Genomic DNA, 20766 nt, shown 5'->3' with positions numbered 1-20766 from the left:
GTGTGCGCTCGGGGAATCGCACGTCGGCGAACGGACCATCCCACCCCCAAGACCGATGTAAACCCCTCTGTCCCGATTCGGGCGCGAGTCGTACCCCTTACGGCGCATTGCGGAATCGTCGCGGAGTACCCGCCCGGGGCATTACCGGCGGTTCTTCTCGGCCGGATTCCGGGCCGGCCCGTAGCCGTCCCGTACGAAGCACCGAGGGGGCCGGGAACAGGGGAGCGGATGGTGCGGCCGGGCCCGACGAGTCGTGCGTGCGGGCGGGAGGCGTGGGCGGCGGAGGAAGGCGGAGGTGCGGGTCGGGGCCTTTGGGCGGCCGGGCTGGGCCGGGCGGGTGCCGCCCGGGCGTCCGGGGTGGGGGCGGTGGACGGCCGGGGTGTTCGGAGCACCCTCCGGGATGCGGTAATGTTTTCCCTGCACCCGGGCGATTAGCTCAGCGGGAGAGCACTTCGTTCACACCGAAGGGGTCACTGGTTCGATCCCAGTATCGCCCACCGGAATGCATTGTGATATGTGAGGCCCAGTCGATTATCGGCTGGGCCTCACATGTATTTCCGGAATCCCACCCGAAGTACCGTCCGCAAATCCGGCTGAGGCCCAGTCACCTTCCGCGCGGAGCACGAGTTCTGTGGATCCGTCGGCCGTACCCCGGAAGAGCGAGTTGTACGACCGCCCTCGAATGGTGCTACAGTTCTTCTCGTTGCCCGGGCGATTAGCTCAGCGGGAGAGCACTTCGTTCACACCGAAGGGGTCACTGGTTCGATCCCAGTATCGCCCACCGGACAGCACGCAGGCCCTGACCAGGAAACCGGTCGGGGCCTGTGGCGTTTCCGGGGCCCTACGCGGCCGCCTCGCAACCGTGTTCGGGCTCCATCCGCCGGCCGCAGACGCACCGGGCCGGCCGCAGCGGCCAGGACAGGTCAACCCGCTCCGGCGTCCCCGAGCGGTCGAACCAGGCCTGCAGCCCGCGCGCCTGCGCCGCGTGCCAGACCGCCTGCCGCAGGTGCAGCTCCGCGGCCGACAGTCCGCCGAGCGCGGCCGGATAGCGGGCGCCTATTCGCCGGATCAGTGACATGGCCGCCGTCGCGTCCGCCGCCGCGTCGTGCGCCCCGGTGAGGTCCACCCCGTAGTGGGCGCACAGGTCGGTCAGCGTCCGGCGGCCCTTGCGGTAGCGGTCCACGTGCTTGTCCAGCACCCGCGGATCCAGCACCACCAGCCCGGCCCCGTCCAGCCCGGCGTTCAGCGTCAGCCCGTGGTGGCGACGCAACTCGCGGTCCAGCAGCGTCAGGTCGTAGGGCGCGTTCATCACCACCACCGGGCGGCCGGCCCGCGCCTGGGCGGCCAGCGCGCGGGTGACCTCCGCCACCACCACCCTGGCCGGCCGGCCGTACACCCGGACCTGCTCGTCGGTGATGCCGTGCACCGCCCGGGCGCCGTCCGGGATCGGCACGCCCGGATCGGCGAGCCAGGTGGTGGTCTGCGCCGGTGCGCCCGGGGCGAGTTGGACGACCAGGGCGGCCGAGACGATCCGATCGGTCTCCACGTCCACGCCGGTCGTCTCGGTGTCGAAGGAAGCGAGTGGGCCGGTGTACCAGTGCTGCTGCATGACTGCCCCTCAGGCGTGCGTTCCGCGTCCTGGTGATACCCGCTTCTGACGCCCGCTCAACCCGTTTGGCCCAGCCCCGACCGGGGATCCTGCCCAAGACAGTCCCGTCCGAACCGGGACGGGCCCGGAGCCGGGGGAGGCCACGGGGCGATGGCACTGACCCAGCCGCAGCCCGACGAGGCGGCGGCCACACTCAGGGGGAACCTCGCGGTCACCGCGTGCATGGAGACGCTGCAGGTCGGCTACCTGCACGCGGTCGCCGCCGCGGCCGGCTGCTCGCTCTCCCAACCGTTCCCGGACAACGGCATCGACTGGCAGGTCAGCCACGGCTCCCGGGAGCACGAGGTGGACGACGAGGTCACCATCAAGATCCAGCTCAAGGCGACCCAGCAGATCGCGCCCGACCCCGCCGGGCCGTTCTTCAGCTTCACCCTGGACAACGACCATCTGCGCAAGCTCGCCCGCGCCCGGGTCGCCGTCCCGCGCATCCTGGTCGTGATGCTGCTGCCCCGCCAGGTCGACCACTGGCTCCGGGCCCGCCCGGACGCCCTCGAACTGCGGCACTGCTGCTACTGGGTCAACCTGGCCGGCCACCCCGTCACCGGACAACGGCGAACCAACGTCCGGGTGCCCACCGACAAGGTCTTCGACGACCGCGCGCTCTGCGACATCATGGCCCGGGTCGGCGCGGGCGACAGCCCGTGACCACCCGGCCCCGGCAGCGAGGAACCACGCCCATGACACTGCCGCACGGACCGGACGGCCACGCCCCGGCCCTGCCCGACCCGGCCACCGTCGACCCCGCGGTGCTCGCCACCCTGCTCGCCCGGCACGGCTGGGTCCGCCGCGGCGGGCCCGCCGCCCGGTACGGCCGCTGGACGCCGCCGGACGGCGAACCCGGCACCAGCCTCCTCGTCCCCACCGCGGACGGCTTCGACGACGCCGTTGAACTCCTCACCGACGCCGTCACTGCCCTCTCCCGCTCCCGCACCCCCTCCGCCCGCTCGATCCTGCTCGCCCTCGCCGTCCCCGGCGACGAGCTGAGCTGGCGCCGCGAACTGCCCGGCCCCGCCGACGCCACCCCCTGGGACGACGCCGAACGGCTCCAGCGGGCAGCCCGCGCGATGCTCGCCGCCGGGGCCAAGGCCGGCCGCACCGCCGCCGCCTACTACGGCGCCCGGCTGGACGGCCTCGCCGGGGACTTCCTGGACCGGGTCCTGGTCGTCGAACAGGGCGTCGTCGACCAGGGTGCGGCCCTCACCGCCTACACCCCCGCCCCCGAGGGCCGGACCGCCGTCACCACACTCGTCCGCGCCCTGGAGGCGCTGCGCGACGCCGTCGACTACCGCCGGGTCAGCGGCGGGCCCGAGGCCTTCGAGAACGCCGTCCGGTCCGGAGTCAGCCGGGAACTCGTCCAGTCCGTCGAGGACCTGGTGCGCGGCGCCACCGCCGCCCGGCTCACCGTCGCCTGGTCGCCCGCCGCCGGAACCCCGGGCGGCTTCGGCGACCGCCGCATCGACCTCGACTTCTCCCCCGGCGACCTGCCCGCCCTGACCGAGGCCGCCGAACTGCTGGAACGGATCGAGCCCGCCGTCGACGTCACCGTGGTCGCCGTGGTGGTCCGGCTCAAGCGCGCCGACCCGTCCGGACCGGGCTCGGTGCGACTGCGGGTGCTCGACGGCGCCGAGGTCCGCGAACTCAAGCTGCGCCTGCCCGACGCCGACTACCGGCTCGCCGCCGAGGCCCACCTCTCCGGCGTCCCGGTCCGGGTCTCCGGCCGCCTGGAGCGGCGCGACGGATTCCGCCGGCTGACCAGGCCGCACGGCCTGGAACTGTGCGGTTGGGGGGAGGACGAGCGCGAGCGGCTGCTCAAGGGGCTCCAGGAAAGGGGAGACAGGTCCTGAGTGCACGGTGCGGGTGGCGCTCTCGGTACCATCGTCACGCGCAGCGCAGTGTTGCGTCCTCTGAAATCCAGCACGTCAGGAGAGACCGGTGACGGACGTCCGGGTAACCATCAGCCGCGAACCCGATCGGGAAGAGCGCGTGGTGACGACGGGCACTACGGCCGCCGAGCTCTTCGCCGACGACCGCTCGATCATCGCCGCCCGCGTCGGCGGCCAGCTCAAGGACCTCGCCCACGTCCTCCAGGACGGCGAAGAGGTCGAGCCGGTCGCGATCGACAGCAAGGACGGCCTCGACATCCTGCGCCACTCCACCGCGCACGTCATGGCCCAGGCCGTGCAGCAGCTCTACCCCGAGGCCAAGCTCGGCATCGGCCCGCCGGTCAAGGACGGCTTCTACTACGACTTCGACGTCGAGAAGCCCTTCCACCCCGATGACCTCAAGGCCATCGAGAAGAAGATGCAGGAGATCATCAAGCGCGGGCAGAAGTTCTCCCGCCGCGTGGTCACCGACGAGGACGCCCGCGAGGAGCTGGCCGCCGAGCCGTACAAGCTCGAACTGATCGGCCTCAAGGGCTCCGCCGCCACCGCCGGCGAGGGCGCCGACGTCGAGGTCGGCGCCGGCGAGCTCACCATCTACGACAACCTGGACGCCAAGAGCGGCGAGCAGTGCTGGGGCGACCTCTGCCGCGGCCCGCACCTGCCCAGCACCCGGCACATCCCGGCGTTCAAGCTGATGCGCAACGCGGCCGCCTACTGGCGCGGCAGCGAGAAGAACCCCATGTTGCAGCGCATCTACGGCACCGCCTGGCCGACCAAGGACGAGCTCAAGGCCCACCTGGACTTCCTCGTCGAGGCCGAGAAGCGCGACCACCGCAAGCTCGGCAACGAGCTCGACCTCTTCTCCATCCCGGAGGAGATCGGCTCCGGCCTCGCCGTCTTCCACCCCAAGGGCGGCATCATCCGCCGCGCCATGGAGGACTACTCGCGCAAGCGGCACGAGGAAGAGGGCTACGAGTTCGTCTACACCCCGCACGCCACCAAGGGGAAGCTCTTCGAGAAGAGCGGCCACCTCGACTGGTACGCGGACGGTATGTACCCGCCCATGCAGCTCGACGAGGGCGTGGACTACTACCTCAAGCCGATGAACTGCCCGATGCACAACCTGATCTTCGACGCGCGCGGCCGCTCGTACCGTGAACTGCCGCTGCGCCTCTTCGAGTTCGGGACGGTGTACCGCTACGAGAAGTCGGGTGTCGTGCACGGTCTGACCCGTGCCCGTGGCTTCACGCAGGACGACGCCCACATCTACTGCACCCGCGAGCAGATGTCGGACGAGCTCGACTCCACGCTGACCTTCGTGCTCAACCTCCTTCGTGACTACGGTCTGACCGACTTCTACCTGGAGCTGTCGACCAAGGACCCGGAGAAGTACGTCGGCTCGGACGAGACCTGGGAGGAGGCCACCCGCGTCCTCGCCGCCGTGGCCGAGAAGCAGGGGCTGCCGCTGGTTCCGGACCCGGGCGGCGCGGCCTTCTACGGCCCGAAGATCTCGGTGCAGGCGAAGGATGCGATCGGCCGTACCTGGCAGATGTCGACGATCCAGCTGGACTTCAACCTGCCGGAGCGCTTCGACCTGGAGTACACCGCTGCGGACGGCTCGCGTCAGCGGCCGGTCATGATCCACCGCGCGCTGTTCGGTTCGATCGAGCGCTTCTTCGCGGTGCTGCTGGAGCACTACGCCGGTGCCATGCCGCCGTGGCTGGCCCCGGTCACCGTGACCGGCATCCCGATCACCGACGAGCACGTGCCGTACCTGCTGGAGGTCGCGGCCGAGCTGAAGAAGCACGGGATCCGGGTCGAGGTGGACACCTCGGACGACCGCATGCAGAAGAAGATCCGCAACGCGCAGAAGTCCAAGACCCCGTACATGCTGATCGCGGGCAACGACGACGTCGAGGCGGGCGCGGTCTCCTTCCGCTACCGCAACGGTGAGCAGAAGAACGGCGTGCCGGTGGCCGAGGCCGTCGCCGAGATCGTGGACGCGGTGAAGAACCGCATCCAGGTGTGACACAGGCCCCGTCCTGGCGGGGATCGCGCGGGGCAGGCTCTTCAAGAGTCTGCCCCGCGCGGCTTTGCAAGCACGGTTGGGCGAATATGCTGATCAGCATGACGACTGAGCCGGAACTGCAGCGGGGTGTCGGTGAGCCGGACGGCTTCCGCCGCCTGTGGACCCCCCATCGGATGGCGTACATCCAGGGTGAGAACAAGCCCACCGGCCCGGCTCCGGACGACGGTTGTCCGTTCTGCTCGATCCCGTCGCTGAGCGACGAGGACGGGCTGATCATCGCCCGGGGGAGCGCCGTGTTCGCGGTGCTGAACCTGTACCCGTACAACGGCGGGCACCTGATGGTGGTCCCGTACCGGCACGTGGCCGACTACACCGACCTCGACGAGGCGGAGACGGCCGAACTGGCGGACTTCACCAAGCGGGCGATGGCCGCGCTGCGCGCGGCCTCGGGGGCGCACGGGTTCAACATCGGGATGAACCAGGGCGCGGCGGCCGGCGCCGGGATCGCGGCGCACCTGCACCAGCACGTGGTGCCGCGCTGGGGCGGGGACACCAACTTCATGCCGGTGGTCGGCCACACCAAGGTGCTGCCGCAGCTGCTGGCGGACACCCGCAAGATGCTGGCCGAGGTCTGGCCGCAGGGCTGAGTCCGCGGAGTGCCGAAGAGGGGCCCGCCACCGGGGAGTTCGGTGGCGGGCCCCTCCTCGTGCGTCCGGATCAGCCGGCGTCGAACTGGTCGACCTTGTACGGGCGGCTGCCCTGCGCCTCGGACTTGATGATCGAGGTGCGGTTCTTGAAGAAGCGGTCGGCGTCCAGGTCGTGCTCCTGGAGGAACTCCAGGGTGGCGGTGTGCACCGCGTTGAGCACCGGGACGGACGCGTTGAGCGCGTTGTCGACCATGGAGCGGTTGTTCCAGGCGGTGTTGACCCAGGAGTGCCGCAGCCCGAAGGGTTCGGGCAGGCCGAGGCCGCCGCCGAGCCAGCCGAGCAGGCCGGGCATCCGGTAGAAGGGGGCGCGGACGGCCTGGCGGACCACCTCGTCGTTGTCGATCAGCGGGAGCTTGACGGTGTGCTCCTCCCAGAACTTCACCGTCCTGGCGATCGACTTCTCCTTGTCCTTCGGCTTGTCGAAGAAGACGCCCTTGACCGGGCCGAGCGCGTAGCCGGCCACCGAGATGCTGAGCACGTTGGCGAGCAGGGTCACCGTGACGGTGAAGGTGATCACCAGCTTGCCGTCGTGGGTGATGAACTGGGTGGCCAGGTAGTGCCGGGGGCCGCCGGGGAAGGTCTGCTTGTCGGCGAGGCTCTGCACGGCGAAGTCGCGCATCCGCTCGCCGTCCATGTCGGCGCCGTCGGGGCGGCTGATCTCGTCGGCGCCCTCGCTGATGTCGAAGACCACCCACTGCTTGATGGCGACATTGGGGATGCCGCTGTTGGCGACGTGGCTGACGCCGAGGCCCTTGAGGTGGGCGGAGATCCGGCGGATCAGGTCCCAGGGGTGGAAGGCGCGGAAGTCGGCGTGGCCCTCGGCGGGATGGAGGGTGTCGGCGAGGCGCCACTCGCCCCAGCGGCGGCCGGCGCCGAGGATGCCCTTGGGGCCGGCGTAGTGGTGGACGTTGGTCTCCTGCTCGGCGTCCAGGCGGCCGAGCTTGTCGCGCAGCTCGTTGGCCTTCTTGTCCAGGTCGTCGCGGGGGACGGCCTTGGCGACGGTGGCGGCGACGGCGCTGCCCTCGACCAGGTCCTGCCAGCGGCCGCGGAGGTCCTTGGCGGAGCGCTCGACGATGCGGCGGGCGAGGTACCAGCCGAGCACCGGGGCGAGCATGGTGATCCGCAGGTAGATGCCCAGGACGCCGTCCGCCGGGGGGCGGAGCAGCAGGAAGGCGGCGAGGACGGCGGCGGCGATGAGGGCGAGGGCGCCGTAGGTGTCGGCGCCGCGGGCGTTGTCGCGCTTGAGCCAGGCGCGCAGTTGGAAGGCGCCGAGCCAGATCAGGGTGCCGGGGAGGAACAGCAGGCCGGTGACGACGGTGACGGTGCTGAGTTGCCGGTCGCGAGTGTGGCGCAGTTCCTCGGCGGCGAGGCAGTGTTCGACGATCTGGCGGGTGTCCACGCCGAAGGACGGGACGAGGGGTTTGCGGTCGCCGCCGAGCGTGCGGGAGATCAGCGCCTTGCTGAAGGCCTCGCCGAGGTTGGGGCGGAAGAGCGCGAAGCGGCCCTTCTTCTCCTTGACGTCGGCGACGTCCTCGACGAACTTGCCGATCTCGCCGTCGCGGTAGGCGGCCGAGGAGAGCGCCTGGGTGACGGCGGTCTGCGGGCCGGCGTCGGTCCGGGGTATCTGCGCACCCGGGGTCATGTCGAGTGTGGGCACGGTGGCGTCCCCTCCTCCCCTTGTCAGCGGCAGGTTACCGTGCCGTGGCACCCCCGCGCGGATGATCGTCTGAAGTACCGTGACGAACCGTCACGTTCCGGCCGCGCCCGGCCTGACAGGCATGATGCCCGCTTTCGGCCGGGTCGATACCCGCCCGAGCCGGTCGGTCGGGGGTGGAGGAGGATGAACGGTGGAGTCGATGAAGGGGGTTGCCGTGAAGGATCCGGTGCTGGTTTTCGACGGGGACTGCGCGTTCTGCTCGTCCTGTGTGCGCTGGGGGGAGAAGTACCTGCGGCAGACGCTGGCCTCGGGGGGCTGGGAGGCGGTGCCGTTCCAGTTCGCGGAGCTGGCGGAGTTGGACGCGCTGGCGGGTGGCCGGGGTGAGGTGTCGGCCGAGCGGGCCGGGCGCGAGGTGCTGTGGGTGACGCCGGCGGGCCGGGTGTACGGGGGCGCGCAGGCGGTGGCGCGGGTGCTGATGCGCTCCGGGGGCGCGTGGGCGTACCTGGGTGCGCTGATGGCACTGGGGCCGGTGCGTCCGGTGGCGGGTGTGGTGTACCGCTGGGTGTCGCGCAACCGGCACCGGATGCCGGGGGGTACGGCGGCGTGTGCGCTGCCGAACCGGAAGCCCGCTCAGTCGGTGTAGCGGTCGGCCAGGGCGGCGGGCATGGGTTCGTGGCGCAGGTAGGCGCGGGAGAACTCGGCGGTGCCGTGGGTGAGCGAGCGCAGGTCGACCGGGTAGCGGACGAGTTCGAGCTCCGGGACTTCGGCGCGCAGCAGGGTGAGGCCGCGGCCGCCGGTCTCGGTGCCGAGGACGCGGCCGCGGCGGGCGGAGAGGTCGCCGAGGACGGCGCCGAGGTACTCGTCGGGCAGCAGGATGCTGACGGCGGCGACGGGTTCGAGCAGGCGGATGACTGCGTGCTCGGCGGCGTCGCGCAGGGCGAGGGCGGCGGCGTTCTGGAAGGAGGCGTCGGAGGAGTCGACGGAGTGGGCCTTGCCGTCGGTGAGGGTGACCCGGACGTCGACGAGCGGGTAGCCGGTGGCGACGCCCTTGGCGAGTTGGGCGCGCACGCCCTTCTCGACGGAGGGGATGAAGTGCTTGGGGACGGCGCCGCCGACGACGTGTTCCTGGAACTCGAAGCCGGAGCCGGCCGGGAGGGGTTCGACCTCGAGGTCGCAGATGGCGTACTGGCCGTGGCCGCCGGACTGTTTGACGAGCCGGCCGTGGCCGGCGGCGGCGGTGCCGAAGGTCTCGCGCAGGGCGACCTTGGGTTCGACGGTGTCGACGTGGACGCCGTGGCGGGTGCGCAGCCGGTCGAGGACGACCTCGGCGTGGGCCTCGCCGGTGCACCAGAGGACGAGCTGGTGGGTGTCGGGGTTCTGTTCGAGCCGTAGGGCCGGGTCTTCGGCGCCGAGCCGGGTGAGGGCTTGGGAGAGCTTGTCGTCGTCGGCCTTGCTGTGGGCTTCGACGGCGATCGGCAGCAGGGGTTCGGGCAGGGTCCAGCCGTCGAGTTCGACGGGGTGGCCGGGATCGTGGACGGTGTCGCCGGCCCGGGCGGTGGTGAGTTTGGCGGCACAGACGAGGTCGCCGGCGACGGCGTGCGGGACGGGGCGCTGGAGTTTGCCGAAGGGGCTGGTGAGCCCGGTGACGCGTTCGTCGCCGTTCTGGTCGGCGGTGTGGGCGGGGCCGACCAGGTGGATCTTGGTGTCGGGGCGCAGGGTGCCGGCGTACAGGCGCAGCAGGCTGATCCGGCCGACGTAGGCGTCGCCGGTGACGCGGACGACCTGGGCGGCGAGCGGGGCGTCGGGGTCGCAGTCGGGGGCGGGGCGGGTGCGTTCGGTGGGGTTGGGGAAGGTGTGGGCGATCAGGTCGAGGAGTTCGGCGGCGCCGAGGCCGTTCTCGCTGGTGGGGACGGCGGGGTGGAGGGCGCAGGAGAGGACTTCGCGGCGCAGTCCGGCTTCGAGGGCGTCGGTGTCGAGGGGGTCGCCGGAGAGGTAGCGCTCCATGAGGGTGTCGTCCTGGCCGGAGATGGCTTCGACGAGGCTGTCGTGGGCGGGGCCGGTGTCGGGCAGGGGGGTGGCGTCGCCGTAGGTGTCGCCGGTGAGGAGGTCGACGCTGCCGTCGGGGTGTCCGTCGTGGAGGACGGGCAGGAAGAGCGGGCGCAGGGTGTCGGGGCCCAGTTCGAAGGCGTCGTGGCAGGTGGTGAGGATGTCGTCGAAGCCGGTGCGGGCGAGGTCGAGTTTGGCGACGGCGATGGCGCGGGGGATGCCCTCGGCGGCGCACTCGCGCCAGAGGGCGCGGGTGGGGGCGGCGACCGGGTCGGTGGCGGAGACGACGAAGACGGCGGCGTCGGCGGCGTGCAGGGCGGCACGCAGGTCGGCGGCGAAGTCGGGGTGGCCGGGCGGGTCGATCAGATTGATCTTGACGCCCTTCCATTCGAGCGGGAGCAGGGAGAGCTGGACGGAGCGCTGCTGCTGGTGCTCGATGTCCTCGTGGTCGGAGACGGTGGTGCCGTCGGTGACGCGTCCGGCGCGGCCGGTGGCGCCGGCGGCGAGGGCGAGGGATTCGGCGAGGGTGGTCTTGCCCACACCGCTGGAGCCGATGAGGACGACGTTGCGCAGGTCCTGAGGGCCGGTGACGGCGGGTGCCTGGCCGGCTCGTGCGGTGCTGCGGTCGGGCATCGGGGTCTCCTCCCGTGGCGCCGAGGCTGTCTTTGGCAGTCTAGGCGTGCCGCGCGGATCAGGCTGGACGAGGCCGCGGCGTCTGGGTGCGTGCATCGCAAGGCGGAGGAGGGAGCCACTGCGGAGCATTGGCGACCGACGACAACGCGGCGAGGCGCGTGCCCAGGCGTCGCTGGCTCCGGCCTGATCCGCGCGGCACGCCTCTGGTCGGGTCCGGTCGGGCGCGTGTCGTGTGACCGTCCGTGCGTGGGCGGTGGCCGGGGTGTCGTCCGGCGGTGCGCGCGACGGAGGCCGTCCCGGGCGTGGCTACGATGGGTGCGCCGGGCGGGCTCATTCGTCCGGCCGTCTGCCGCGTGTGCTGCGCCAGGCGGGTACCTGGGAGATCGGAGCGGCTGGGAAGGCCATGCTCAACAAATACGCGCGTGCCTTCTTCACACGTGTCCTGACCCCGTTCGCCGCGTTCCTGATCCGGTTGGGCGTGAGCCCGGACGCCGTGACGCTGATCGGTACCGCCGGTTCGGTGGCCGGTGCGCTGGTGTTCTTCCCGCGTGGGGAGTTCTTCTGGGGCACCATCACGATCACGCTGTTCATCTTCTCGGACCTGGTGGACGGGAACATGGCCCGCCAGCTGGGCCGGAGCAGCAAGTGGGGGGCGTTCCTGGACTCCACGCTGGACCGGGTCGCGGATGCGGCGATCTTCGGTGGTCTGGCGATGTGGTACGCGGGCAAGGGTGACAACAACCTGCTGTGCGCGGTGGCGATCTTCTGTCTGGCCAGTGGTCTGGTGGTGTCGTACACCAAGGCGCGGGCGGAGAGCCAGGGCCTGCCGTGTGACGTGTCGGGGCTGGTGGAGCGGGCCGAGCGGCTGGTGGCCAGTCTGGTGGCGGCCGGGGTCGCGGGTCTGCACGAGTTCGGGGTGCCGTACGTGGAGTGGCTGCTGCCGGTGGCGCTGTGGCTGGTGGCGGCGGGCAGTCTGGTGACGGTGTTCCAGCGGATGCTGACCGTGCGCCGTGAGGCGTTCGAGGCCGACCGAGCGGCGGCCGGGAGTTGATGGGGGGCGTCCTGCGGTGACGGACCGACTGGTGTACTGGGCGTACGCGCTGGGGTGGGCGGTGCTGAAGCACCTGCCGGAGCCGGTGGCGCGGTGGCTGTTCGACCGGCTGGCGGACTACGCCTGGCGCCGCCGCGGCCCGCGGGTGCGCCAGCTGGAGGCGAACCTGCGCCGGGTGCGGCCGGGGCTGCACGAGGCGGCGCTGCGGCGGTTGTCGCGGGCCGGGATGCGTTCGTACCTGCGGTACTGGATGGAGTCCTTCCGGCTGCCGGTGTGGAGCCGGGAGAGGGTCCTCCGGGACGTCCAGGTGGACGGCTTGGAGCACCTGCGGGAGGCGCTGGAGTCCGGGCGGGGCGTCGTGGTGGCGCTGCCGCACATGGGCAACTGGGACCTGGCGGGCACCTGGATAGCGCACCTGGGCCACCCGTTCACCACGGTCGCCGAGCGGCTGAAGCCGGAGCGGCTGTTCGACCGGTTCGTCGCGTTCCGGGAGGGCCAGGGCATGGAGGTCCTGGCGCTGACCGGGGGCGGGGTGAACGTGATCGGCACGCTGGCGCGCCGGCTGCGCGCGGGCAAGCTGGTCTGCCTGGTGGGGGACCGGGACCTCTCGGAGGCGGGCATCCAGGTGTCGTTCTTCGGTGAGCCGACCCGGATGCCGGCCGGGCCGGCGGCGCTGTGCCAGCGCACCGGGGCGGCGCTGCTGCCGGTGACGCTGTGGTACGACGGCCCGGTGCTGCGCGGGACCATCCACCCCGAGGTGCCGGTGCCCCAGGAGGGCGACCGCAAGGCGCGGACGCTGGCGATGACCCAGGCGATGGCGGACGTGTGGCAGCGCGGGATCAGCGAGCACCCGCAGGACTGGCACATGCTGCAGAAGTTCTGGCTGGCCGACCTGCCGGCCCGTGAGACGGTGGGGGGCGGGCCCGTCGAGGCGCGTCCCGAGCCCGCCGCAGAGCCCGCCGCCGAGGCTTCCGAGGCCTGAGCCCGGCCCGTACGACCTGCCCGAAGGAGCTTGAGGACCCGTGAAGATCGGCATCGTCTGCCCGTACGACTGGGACGTCCCCGGCGGGGTGCAGTTCCACATCCGGGACCTCGCCGAGCACCTGATCGGTCTGGGCCACGAGGTGTCGGTGCTGGCGCCGGCCGAGGACGACGAGGCGCTGCCGCCGTACGTGGTCTCGGCGGGGCGGGCGGTGGCGGTGCCGTACAACGGGTCGGTGGCGCGGCTGAGCTTCGGCATCCTGTCGGCGGCGCGGGTGCGGCGGTGGCTGCGCGAGGGGCGCTTCGACATCCTGCACGTGCACGAGCCGGCCTCGCCGAGCCTGTCGATGCTGGCGGCCTGGTCGGCCACCGGCCCGATGGTGGGTACCTTCCACACCTCGAACCCGCGCTCGCGGGCGATGATCGCGGCCTCGCCGATCCTGCAGCCGGGGCTGGAGAAGATGCGGGCCCGGATCGCGGTGTCGGAGTACGCCCGGCGCACCCTGGTGGAGCACCTGGGCGGGGACGCCGTGGTGATCCCGAACGGGGTGGACGTCGGGTTCTTCGCGGGGGCCGAGCCGGACGAGCGGTGGACCGGAGGTGCGGCGGCGGGGGAGCCGGGCACGATCGGCTTCATCGGCCGGATCAACGAGCCGCGCAAGGGCCTGCCGACGCTGCTGGCGGCGCTGCCGAGGATCCTGGCCGAGCGGCCGGGGGTGCGGCTGCTGGTCGCGGGCAAGGGTGACGAGGAGGAGGCCGTGGCCGCCCTCCCGCCGGAGGTCCGCGGGCAGGTGGAGTTCCTGGGCATGGTCTCGGACCGGGAGAAGGCCCGGCTGCTGCGCAGCGTGGACCTGTACGTGGCGCCGAACACCGGGGGCGAGAGCTTCGGGATCATCCTGGTGGAGGCGATGTCGGCGGGCGCCCCGGTGCTGGCCAGCGACCTGGACGCGTTCAAGCAGGTGCTGGACGGCGGGGACGCCGGGGAGCTGTTCCCGGTGGAGGACGCGGACGCGCTGGCCCGTACGGCGCTGCGGCTACTGGGGGATCCGGCGCGGCTGGAGGAGCTGCGCAAGGCGGCCTCGCGGCACGTGCGGCGGTTCGACTGGTCGACGGTCGGAGCGGACATCCTGGCGGTGTACGAGACGGTGACGGCCGGGGCGGCCGCGGTGGTCGAGGAGGACGTGCGCAGCGGGCGGCGGGGCCGGTTCGGGCTGGCCAGGGACTGATCGCGGGCCGATCGTCGCGGGCGGGGCCCGGGGAAGGGCCGGGATGTCAGCGGCGTTAGGGTCAGGCGACCGTACCGCTCGATTCGTGTGACTCATGGGGGCAACCGATGCCGCAGATTTCCGTCGACTACTCGTCGAGCCTGGCCGGGACCTTCGACCGCCGGGCGCTGGGGCTGGCGATCAACCGGCTGGCGGAGGAGACCATCGACGCGAAGCCGGAGTCCTGCAAGACCCTGTTTCGGCAGAGCGACGAGCTGGTGGTCGGCAGCACCGGGCCGGAGGGCGACGCCCAGGTGTACGTCGAGTTCCAGGTGTTCCCGGGCCGTACCGCGGAGGCGAAGGCGGCGCTGAGCGAGGGCGTCATCGCGCTGCTGGCCGAGCACGTCACCGCGCCGTCCGGGGGCCGGCTGTTCACCGCGGTGAACATCGAGGACATCGACCGGGACAGCTACCGCAGCGCGACGGCCTGAGGGCCCTGGGGCTGACGCCGGGCGGGGTGGCCGGTGACACCCGGTAACGTAGCGGCCCGTGACTACCTGGATCTGGGCCGGCGTGGCCGTGGTGCTGTTCGGCATGTACCTGAGTTGGACGGCCGGGCGCCTGGACCGGCTGCACGCCCGGATCGACGCGGCGCGGGCGGCGCTGGACGCGCAGTTGGTCCGCCGGGCCTCGGTGGCGGTGGAGCTGGCGACGTCCTCGTTGCTGGATCCGGCGGCCTCGCTGCTGCTGCTGGACGCGGCGCACGCGGCCCGGCAGGCCGAGGACGAGCAGCGCGAGGTGGCGGAGAGCCAGCTGAGCCTGGCGCTGCGGGCGGTGCTGGCGGAGCCGGAGCAGGTGGCGGCGCTGGTGGCCGAGCCGGGCGGCGAGGACGCGCTTCGTGATCTGACGGCCGCGGTGCGGCGGGTGCCGATGGCCCGCCGGTTCCACAACGACGCGGTGCGGGCGGCGCGGGCGGTGCGGGAGCACCGGCTGGTGCGGTACTTCCGGCTGGCGGGCAAGGCGCCGTTCCCGATGGCCTTCGAGATGGACGACGCTCCGCCGCCCGCCCTCACGCCGGAGGGGGCGCCTGCTTAGGCTGTCCCCGGATACGGCCCGTTTGTCGCATCCCGTCGTCCGGGCTGGACTTGGTGGCGCATGGTTGGGCCACCCGTTCCGCCTACCATAGGGCGATAGCACTGGTTCATCTTCGAGTGAGGTCTCACGTGTCCACCACCCCCACCACCGCAGACCAGCCGCAGATCGGTACCGCCCGGGTCAAGCGCGGCATGGCCGAGCAGCTCAAGGGCGGTGTGATCATGGACGTGGTCAACGCCGAGCAGGCGAAGATCGCCGAGGACGCCGGCGCGGTGGCCGTCATGGCTCTGGAGCGGGTTCCGGCCGACATCCGCAAGGACGGCGGCGTGGCCCGCATGTCCGACCCGAACATGATCGAGGAGATCATCGAGGCGGTCTCCATCCCGGTGATGGCCAAGTCCCGCATCGGTCACTTCGTCGAGGCCCAGGTCCTGCAGTCGCTCGGTGTCGACTACATCGACGAGTCCGAGGTGCTGACCCCGGCCGACGAGGTCAACCACTCCGACAAGTGGGCCTTCACCACCCCCTTCGTCTGCGGTGCCACCAACCTGGGCGAGGCCCTGCGCCGCATCGCCGAGGGCGCGGCCATGATCCGCTCGAAGGGCGAGGCCGGCACCGGCAACGTCGTCGAGGCCGTCCGCCACCTGCGCCAGATCAAGAACGAGATCGGCCACCTGCGCGCGCTGGACCACAACGAGCTGTACGCCGCCGCCAAGGAGCTGCGCGCCCCGTACGAGCTGGTCAAGGAGGTCGCCGAGCTCGGCAAGCTGCCGGTCGTGCTGTTCTCCGCCGGTGGCGTGGCCACCCCGGCCGACGCCGCGCTGATGCGCCAGCTGGGTGCCGAGGGCGTCTTCGTCGGCTCCGGCATCTTCAAGTCGGGCGACCCGGCCAAGCGCGCCGCCGCCATCGTGAAGGCGACCACCTTCTTCGACGACCCGAAGATCATCGCGGATGCCTCCCGCAACCTGGGCGAGGCCATGGTCGGCATCAACTGCGACACCCTGCCGGAGACCGAGCGCTACGCCAACCGCGGCTGGTAATCGCTCCCTCCCCTTCGTCGGCCCGCCGCAGCGCCTCGGTGTGCGGCGGGCCGAGCCGCGTACGTCCGTAGTAACGATCGATTGAGGTTGAAGACCGTGAGCACTCCCGTCATCGGCGTCCTCGCCCTGCAGGGCGATGTCCGCGAGCACCTGGTGGCGCTGGCCGAGGCCGACGCGCTCGCCCGTCCGGTGCGCCGCGCCGAGGAGCTGGCCGAGGTCGACGCGCTGGTGATCCCCGGCGGGGAGTCCACCACCATGTCCAAGCTGGCGCTGCTGTTCGGCGTGATGGACCCGGTGCGCGAGCGGGTCGCGGCCGGGATGCCGGCGTACGGCACCTGCGCGGGCATGATCATGCTGGCCGACAAGATCCTCGACGGCCGGGAGGACCAGGAGAGTGTCGGCGGCATCGACATGACGGTGCGCCGCAACGCCTTCGGCCGTCAGAACGAGTCCTTCGAGTCGGGCATCGCCTTCAAGGGCCTGGACGACGCGCCGGTGCACGGCGTCTTCATCCGCGCCCCCTGGGTCGAGTCGGTCGGCGCGGGCGTCGAGGTGCTGGCCGAGCTGCCCGGCGCGGACGGGCCGGAGAGCCGGATCGTGGCCGTGCGCCAGGGCAACCTGCTGGCCACCTCGTTCCACCCGGAGCTCACCGGCGACCACCGGGTGCACGCCTACTTCGTGAAGATGGTCGAGGAGCACCTCGCCGGCGAGTAGGGCTCCGGTAGCCGTGTGCGCCTCACCGGTGACGACACCGGTAAGATCTCATCTGTTCATTTCCAATGGCGACGTAAAGGAGCTGGCGATGTCCGGCCACTCTAAGTGGGCTACCACCAAGCACAAGAAGGCCGTGATCGACGCCAAGCGCGGCAAGCTCTTCGCCAAGATGATCAAGAACATCGAGGTGGCGGCGAAGACCGGCGGTCCCGACCCGGCGGGCAACCCGACCCTCTACGACGCCATCCAGAAGGCGAAGAAGAGCTCGGTCCCGATCGACAACATCAACCGTGCCGTCAAGCGCGGTGGCGGTCTGGAGGCCGGCGGTGCCGACTACCAGACCATCATGTACGAGGGCTACGGCCCGAACGGCGTCGCCGTCCTGATCGAGTGCCTCACCGACAACCGCAACCGCGCGGCCTCCGACGTGCGCGTCGCGATGACCCGCAACGGCGGCTCGATGGCCGACCCGGGCTCGGTGTCCTACCTGTTCACCCGCAAGGGCGTCGTGATCGTCCCCAAGGCTGACGGCGTGGACGAGGACAAGCTGTTCGAGATCGTCCTCGACCAGGACCCCGAGGAGATCAACGACCTCGGCGACTCCTTCGAGATCGTCTCCGAGGCCTCCAAGATGGTCGACGTGCGCACCGCGCTGGTCGACGCCGGCGTCGACTACGACTCGGCCGAGGCCAACTTCCTCCCCAGCATGCAGGTCGAGCTGGACGTCGACGGCGCCCGCAAGATCCTCAAGCTGATCGACGCGCTGGAGGACAGCGACGACGTGCAGAACGTCTTCGCCAACTTCGACATCTCCGACGAGGTCGGTGCGCAGCTCGACGCCGAGTGACACGGCGTCGATCGATCGACGGCGAGTGATCGTTCTCACTGCCCGGCCCGGTGGTCCAAGGACCGCCGGGCCGGTGTCGTCGGCGGGGTTGTCGGACCCGGGCGGTAGCCTGCGGAGGTCGTTCGCCTTGGGGCGGGAGTCGCAGAGAGGCGGGGCGTGACGTGCGGGTGCTGGGTGTGGACCCGGGGCTGACCAGGTGCGGGGTCGGCGTGGTCGAGGGTGCGCCGGGCCGGCCGCTGCGGATGGCCGGGGTGGGCGTGGTGCGCACGCCGGCCGAGGCCGAGATCGGGCAGCGACTGCTGCTGATCGAGCAGGGCCTGGAAAGCTGGCTGGACGAGCACCGGCCCGACCTGGTCGCGGTCGAGCGGGTCTTCGCCCAGCACAACGTGCGGACGGTGATGGGCACCGCCCAGGCGAGCGCGGTCGCGATGCTCTGCGCCACCCGGCGCGGCATCCCCGTCACCCTGCACACCCCCAGCGAGGTCAAGGCCGCCGTCACCGGCTCCGGCCGGGCGGACAAGGCCCAGGTCACGGCCATGGTGCAGCGCCTGCTGCGGCTGGACGCCCCGCCCAAGCCCGCCGACGCCGCCGACGCGCTGGCGCTGGCGATCTGCCACATCTGGCGCGGCGGGGCGGCCAACCGGCTGCAGGCCGCCGTCCAGGCCGCCCGCGCCACCCCCCTGAAAGCCCCTTCCTCCCTGAAAGGCACCGCTCCTGTGAAAGACACCGTCCGGTGATCGCCTTCGTACAAGGACCCGTGGCGGCCATTGCCTCCGGAGTCGCGGTGGTCGAGGTGGGCGGGGTCGGCATGGCCGTCCAGTGCACCCCGAACACCCTGGCCGGCCTGCGGCTGGGCGAGCCGGCCCGGCTGGCGACCTCGCTGGTGGTGCGGGAGGACTCGCTGACCCTGTTCGGCTTCGCCGATGACGACGAGCGCGCCGTGTTCGAGATCCTGCAGGCCGCGCCGGGCGTCGGCCCCAAGCTGGCCCAGGCGATCCTCGGCGTGCACAGCCCCGACGCGCTGCGTGCGGCGGTGGCGGGCGGGGACGAGAAGGCGCTGGTCGCGGTGCCGGGCATCGGCAAGGCGAAGGCGGCCAAGCTGCTGCTGGAGTACAAGGACAAGCTGGGCGCCCCGCACGGCGCGGTGCCCGCGCAGAAGCCGATCGCCAGTGGCCCGGCGCCGTGGAGCGAGCAGCTGCACTCCGCGCTGACCGGCCTCGGCTACGCCCCGCGCGAGGCGGACGAGGCGGTCGCGGCCGTCACCCCGGAGGCGGAGGCGCAGCAGACGCCGGACGTCGGCGCGCTGCTCCGGCTCGCCCTGCGCGGCCTCAACCGCGCCCGCTGAATCCACCTGACGATCTGTCCGTTTGTCGACACCGCCGATACCGCCGACACCGCTGACACCCCTGGAGCCCGCGAGGATGTACGAGGAACCCGCTGACCGGCTGGTCACGGCCGCCGCCGACGGCGAGGACCAGGCGGTGGAGGCCGCGCTGCGCCCCAAGCTGCTGGACGAGTTCATCGGCCAGGAGCGGGTGCGCGAGCAGCTGTCCCTGGTCCTGCAGGCGGCGCGCAAGCGCGGCAGTGCGCCCGACCACGTGCTGCTGAGCGGCCCGCCCGGGCTGGGCAAGACCACCCTGTCCATGATCATCGCCGCCGAGCTGGGCGCCCCGATCCGGATCACCTCCGGCCCGGCCATCCAGCACGCCGGGGACCTCGCGGCGATCCTCTCCTCGCTCACCGAGGGTGAGGTGCTCTTCCTCGACGAGATCCACCGGATGTCCCGTCCGGCCGAGGAGATGCTCTACATGGCGATGGAGGACTTCCGGGTCGACGTGATCGTCGGCAAGGGCCCGGGCGCCACCGCCATCCCGCTGGAGCTCCCGCCCTTCACCCTGGTCGGCGCCACCACCCGGGCCGGCCTGCTGCCGCCGCCGCTGCGCGACCGCTTCGGCTTCACCGGGCACATGGAGTTCTACGCCCCGGCGGAGCTGCAGCGGGTGGTGCACCGTTCGGCCGCGCTGCTGGACGTGGAGATAGACCCGGCGGGCGCGGCCGAGATCGCCGGGCGCTCGCGCGGCACCCCGCGCATCGCCAACCGGCTGCTGCGCCGGGTCCGCGACTACGCGCAGGTCCGGCACGACGGTGTGGTCACCGTCGAGATCGCCGGCCAGGCGCTGGACGTCTACGAGGTGGACGCCCGGGGCCTGGACCGGCTGGACCGTGCGGTGCTGGACGCCCTGCTGCGGCTGTTCGGCGGCGGACCGGTCGGTTTGTCGACACTCGCGGTCGCCGTGGGGGAGGAGGCCGAGACGGTCGAGGAGGTGGCCGAGCCCTTCCTGGTCCGCGAGGGACTGCTCGCCCGCACCCCGCGCGGGCGGATCGCCACCGCCGCCGCCTGGCAGCACCTCGGGATGACCCCGCCGGTCCAGACCTCTCGCGGCAGCGTGCCGCCCCAGCCGGAGCTGTTCCCGGCGGACGGAAGTTGACCGCTCTGGGCTGAACGGGTGAGAGGTGGCGACCGGTTCCCGGCCGGCCCGGTGCCGCGCCCCTTGGAGATGCCAGGGCGGAAGCCCGGGGAAACCGTGCGGACGGAGGGTCGCCACTTTCGGCGGCAGGATGCGATGCTTGGCGTTGTCCGATCAGTTCGGGGTCGCCTAGACTCCGCCGGACCGCCCCTCTCACCTGACGGGCCGACCCATACCACACAGGCCGCCGGCCGGCGGCCCGTAAAGGACCCTGGCTGCAGTGAACCTCATCATCCTTCTCCTCCCGATCATCGCGATCGTGCTCATGTTCCGGTCGCAGAAGAAGCGCCAGTCGCAGATGCAGCAGATGCAGACGGCGCTGGAGCCCGGGGCGGGAGTGCGCACCATCGGCGGCCTGTACGCCCAGGTGAAGGCGGTCAACGACGAGACCGTCGAGCTGGAGATCGCTCCCGGCGTGATCACCCACTTCACGAAGAGCGCCGTCGCGGCCGTCCTGGACCCCCAGGAGTACGACGCGATCATCAACGGTCGTCCCGAGGACGACGAGCTGTCCGAGCCGGAGACCGAGGACGTCGCCGACGCCGCGCCGGCCGAGGGCAAGCCGCTGACGCTCACCAAGGACGGCGCCGAGAAGGGCGATGCCGAGGGCGGGGCTCCCGCGAGCAAGTAGTACGGACGGGCAACCCGCCCGTCCGCGCGGCGCAGTGCCGCGAGCCCACA

Annotated in this window: 20 protein-coding genes and 2 tRNA genes; 19 read left to right on the top strand and 3 right to left on the bottom strand. The window is 71.8% G+C overall.

Going from position 1 to position 20766, the window contains the following annotated elements:
* The first annotated feature begins 425 nt into the window (after positions 1 to 425).
* Together ACIG5E_RS14065 and ACIG5E_RS14060 are read left to right on the top strand one after the other, a co-directional pair.
* Positions 426 to 497, top strand: a tRNA-Val gene (locus ACIG5E_RS14065).
* Between the two features lie 212 nt (positions 498 to 709).
* A tRNA-Val gene (locus ACIG5E_RS14060) sits at positions 710 to 781 on the top strand.
* A gap of 60 nt (positions 782 to 841) precedes the next feature.
* Here the strand turns inward: ACIG5E_RS14060 and ACIG5E_RS14055 are convergent.
* Entirely contained in the window at positions 842 to 1609 is a 768-nt protein-coding gene (locus tag ACIG5E_RS14055) for a 3'-5' exonuclease (protein ID WP_396533659.1), read from the bottom strand.
* Between the two features lie 150 nt (positions 1610 to 1759).
* Here ACIG5E_RS14055 and ACIG5E_RS14050 point away from each other — a divergent pair, with 150 nt between their 5' ends.
* From ACIG5E_RS14050 to ACIG5E_RS14035, 4 genes are all read left to right on the top strand, one after another.
* On the top strand, positions 1760 to 2314 hold the full coding sequence (locus ACIG5E_RS14050; protein WP_396533658.1) for a DUF4365 domain-containing protein: 555 nt from the start codon (positions 1760 to 1762) through the stop codon (positions 2312 to 2314).
* Positions 2315 to 2346: 32 nt separating this feature from the next.
* The gene (locus ACIG5E_RS14045; RefSeq protein WP_396533657.1) at positions 2347 to 3513 is read left to right on the top strand and encodes a hypothetical protein; all 1167 of its coding nucleotides are present in this window, start codon (positions 2347 to 2349) and stop codon (positions 3511 to 3513) included.
* A gap of 88 nt (positions 3514 to 3601) precedes the next feature.
* Positions 3602 to 5581, top strand: coding sequence for a threonine--tRNA ligase (gene thrS / locus ACIG5E_RS14040; protein WP_396533656.1), 1980 nt, complete (start codon positions 3602 to 3604; stop codon positions 5579 to 5581).
* Between the two features lie 86 nt (positions 5582 to 5667).
* On the top strand, positions 5668 to 6228 hold the full coding sequence (locus tag ACIG5E_RS14035) for an HIT family protein (protein WP_396533655.1): 561 nt from the start codon (positions 5668 to 5670) through the stop codon (positions 6226 to 6228).
* Positions 6229 to 6298: 70 nt separating this feature from the next.
* Here the strand turns inward: ACIG5E_RS14035 and ACIG5E_RS14030 are convergent, their stop codons facing one another.
* On the bottom strand, positions 6299 to 7945 hold the full coding sequence (locus ACIG5E_RS14030) for a hypothetical protein (RefSeq protein ID WP_396533654.1): 1647 nt from the start codon (positions 7943 to 7945) through the stop codon (positions 6299 to 6301).
* A gap of 199 nt (positions 7946 to 8144) precedes the next feature.
* Between ACIG5E_RS14030 and ACIG5E_RS14025 the strand changes: the two genes are divergently transcribed.
* Positions 8145 to 8588 carry a thiol-disulfide oxidoreductase DCC family protein gene (locus ACIG5E_RS14025; RefSeq protein ID WP_396533717.1) on the top strand — a complete coding sequence of 148 codons (444 nt, stop codon included), beginning with the start codon at positions 8145 to 8147 and terminating at the stop codon, positions 8586 to 8588.
* Here ACIG5E_RS14025 and ACIG5E_RS14020 read toward each other — a convergent pair.
* Positions 8576 to 10624 carry an elongation factor G-like protein EF-G2 gene (locus tag ACIG5E_RS14020; protein WP_396533653.1) on the bottom strand — a complete coding sequence of 683 codons (2049 nt, stop codon included), beginning with the start codon at positions 10622 to 10624 and terminating at the stop codon, positions 8576 to 8578. The two genes, ACIG5E_RS14025 and ACIG5E_RS14020, sit on opposite strands and share 13 nt — an antisense overlap.
* Before the next feature lie 403 nt (positions 10625 to 11027).
* On the opposite strand from ACIG5E_RS14020, the gene pgsA reads away from it, so the two are divergent.
* From pgsA to yajC, 12 genes are all read left to right on the top strand, one after another.
* Positions 11028 to 11675, top strand: coding sequence for a phosphatidylinositol phosphate synthase (gene pgsA, locus ACIG5E_RS14015; protein ID WP_396533652.1), 648 nt, complete (start codon positions 11028 to 11030; stop codon positions 11673 to 11675).
* Between the two features lie 16 nt (positions 11676 to 11691).
* Complete coding sequence (locus ACIG5E_RS14010; protein WP_396533651.1) at positions 11692 to 12657, top strand: phosphatidylinositol mannoside acyltransferase; 966 nt, start codon at positions 11692 to 11694, stop codon at positions 12655 to 12657.
* A gap of 40 nt (positions 12658 to 12697) precedes the next feature.
* Positions 12698 to 13882, top strand: coding sequence for a glycosyltransferase family 4 protein (locus ACIG5E_RS14005; protein WP_396533650.1), 1185 nt, complete (start codon positions 12698 to 12700; stop codon positions 13880 to 13882).
* Between the two features lie 107 nt (positions 13883 to 13989).
* Positions 13990 to 14352, top strand: coding sequence for a 5-carboxymethyl-2-hydroxymuconate Delta-isomerase (locus ACIG5E_RS14000; RefSeq protein ID WP_396533649.1), 363 nt, complete (start codon positions 13990 to 13992; stop codon positions 14350 to 14352).
* 103 nt (positions 14353 to 14455) lie between these two features.
* Positions 14456 to 14956: a hypothetical protein gene (locus ACIG5E_RS13995; protein ID WP_396533716.1), complete on the top strand. Its 501-nt coding sequence runs from the start codon at positions 14456 to 14458 to the stop codon at positions 14954 to 14956.
* Between the two features lie 128 nt (positions 14957 to 15084).
* Positions 15085 to 15996 (top strand): pyridoxal 5'-phosphate synthase lyase subunit PdxS, encoded by a 912-nt coding sequence (gene pdxS, locus ACIG5E_RS13990; RefSeq protein ID WP_030286348.1) that lies wholly within the window; start codon positions 15085 to 15087, stop codon positions 15994 to 15996.
* Between the two features lie 96 nt (positions 15997 to 16092).
* Positions 16093 to 16710, top strand: a complete 618-nt coding sequence (gene pdxT / locus ACIG5E_RS13985) for a pyridoxal 5'-phosphate synthase glutaminase subunit PdxT (RefSeq protein WP_396533648.1) — start codon at positions 16093 to 16095, stop codon at positions 16708 to 16710.
* Positions 16711 to 16798: 88 nt separating this feature from the next.
* Positions 16799 to 17557: a YebC/PmpR family DNA-binding transcriptional regulator gene (locus ACIG5E_RS13980; RefSeq protein ID WP_396533647.1), complete on the top strand. Its 759-nt coding sequence runs from the start codon at positions 16799 to 16801 to the stop codon at positions 17555 to 17557.
* A 161-nt stretch (positions 17558 to 17718) separates the two neighbouring features.
* Entirely contained in the window at positions 17719 to 18294 is a 576-nt protein-coding gene (gene ruvC / locus ACIG5E_RS13975) for a crossover junction endodeoxyribonuclease RuvC (protein ID WP_396533646.1), read from the top strand.
* A complete protein-coding gene (ruvA, locus tag ACIG5E_RS13970; protein ID WP_396533645.1) occupies positions 18291 to 18902 on the top strand; it encodes a Holliday junction branch migration protein RuvA in 612 nt (203 codons plus the stop codon). The genes ruvC and ruvA overlap by 4 nt, the downstream gene beginning before the upstream one ends.
* Before the next feature lie 76 nt (positions 18903 to 18978).
* Complete coding sequence (ruvB, locus tag ACIG5E_RS13965) at positions 18979 to 20046, top strand: Holliday junction branch migration DNA helicase RuvB (protein ID WP_396533644.1); 1068 nt, start codon at positions 18979 to 18981, stop codon at positions 20044 to 20046.
* Between the two features lie 259 nt (positions 20047 to 20305).
* Positions 20306 to 20716 carry a preprotein translocase subunit YajC gene (gene yajC / locus ACIG5E_RS13960; RefSeq protein WP_396533643.1) on the top strand — a complete coding sequence of 137 codons (411 nt, stop codon included), beginning with the start codon at positions 20306 to 20308 and terminating at the stop codon, positions 20714 to 20716.
* Positions 20717 to 20766: the final 50 nt, after the last annotated feature.

Source organism: Kitasatospora sp. NPDC053057, assembly GCF_044546945.1.
Classification (GTDB): Bacteria; Actinomycetota; Actinomycetes; order Streptomycetales; family Streptomycetaceae; genus Kitasatospora.
This window is presented reverse-complemented; position numbering and strand designations above follow the sequence as displayed.